Annotated in this window: 1 protein-coding gene; it reads left to right on the plus strand. The window is 66.8% G+C overall.

Features of this window, described 5'->3' with window-relative positions; all coding sequences use genetic code 11:
* On the plus strand, positions 1–1,098 hold a 1,098-nt coding region (locus ACRWNP_RS37095; protein ID WP_431969407.1), incomplete at both ends, for an ABC transporter substrate-binding protein.

Here is a 1,098-nt window from a genome sequence, read left to right on the forward strand (position 1 = left end):
TCACGATGGGCATCACCGACAAGGTGACCGCCGTCGATCCGGCCTCGGGCTACGACGTCGGCTCCTGGATCGTGTTCAACAACGTCTTCCAGTCGCTGCTCAGCTTCCCCAAGGGCGCCACCAAGCCCGAGCCGGAGGCCGCGGAGCGCTGCAAGTTCACCGACCCGGACAGCAAGACCTTCGACTGCACGCTGCGGCAGGGCCTGAAGTTCAGCAACGGTGAGGCGCTCACCTCCGAGGACGTGAAGTTCTCCTTCGAGCGCACCATCGAGATCAATGACGAGAACGGTCCGGCGGTGCTGCTGGACTCGATCAAGACGATCGACACGCCCTCGCCGGAGCGGGTGGTGTTCCACCTGAAGTACTCCGACGCGACGTTCCCGATGAAGATCGCCTCGGGTGCGGGGTCGATCGTCGACCACACGCAGTACCCCGCGGACAAGCTCCGCACCGATGGCAGGGCGACCGGCTCGGGCCCGTACAAGCTGGACTCCTACGAGGCCGGCGAGCAGGCGGTGTTCTCGGTCAACGGGGACTACCAGGGTTCGGCGCAGATCCGTAACTCGGGCATGACGATGAAGTTCTTCGGCGACGAGCCCTCGTTGAGGAAGGCCGTCGAGGACGGGTCGGTGGACCTGGCCTACCGCGGTCTGGCCTCCGCCGACATCGCCTCGCTGCAGACCAGTTCGATAGCCGGCGACACCGGCATCCAGGTCGTGGAGGGCACCGGCGCCGAGGTGCAGCACCTGGTGTTCAACCTCAAGGACCCGGTGGTGGGCGACAAGGCCGTGCGTCGCGCGGTGGCCTACCTGATCGACCGCAAGGCGTTCATCCGCGACGTCTACCAGCGCACCGCCACCCCGTTGTACTCGATCGTGCCGGCCGGTATCACCGGACACAACACCGCGTTCTTCGACCGCTACGGCGAGGGCGGCGACAAGGCCGGGGCGCAGGCGGCGCTTTCGCAGGCCGGGATCACCGGCAAGGTCTCCTTCACGCTGTGGGCGACGCCGGTGCGTTTCGGCCCGGGCACCGTGGCGGAGCTGAAGGCGATCGCCAAGCAGCTCAACGACAGCGGCCTGTTCGACGTGGACGTCA

Origin of the sequence: Actinacidiphila sp. bgisy160, from assembly GCF_965342435.1 — a bacterium.
GTDB lineage: Bacteria > Actinomycetota > Actinomycetes > Streptomycetales > Streptomycetaceae > Actinacidiphila.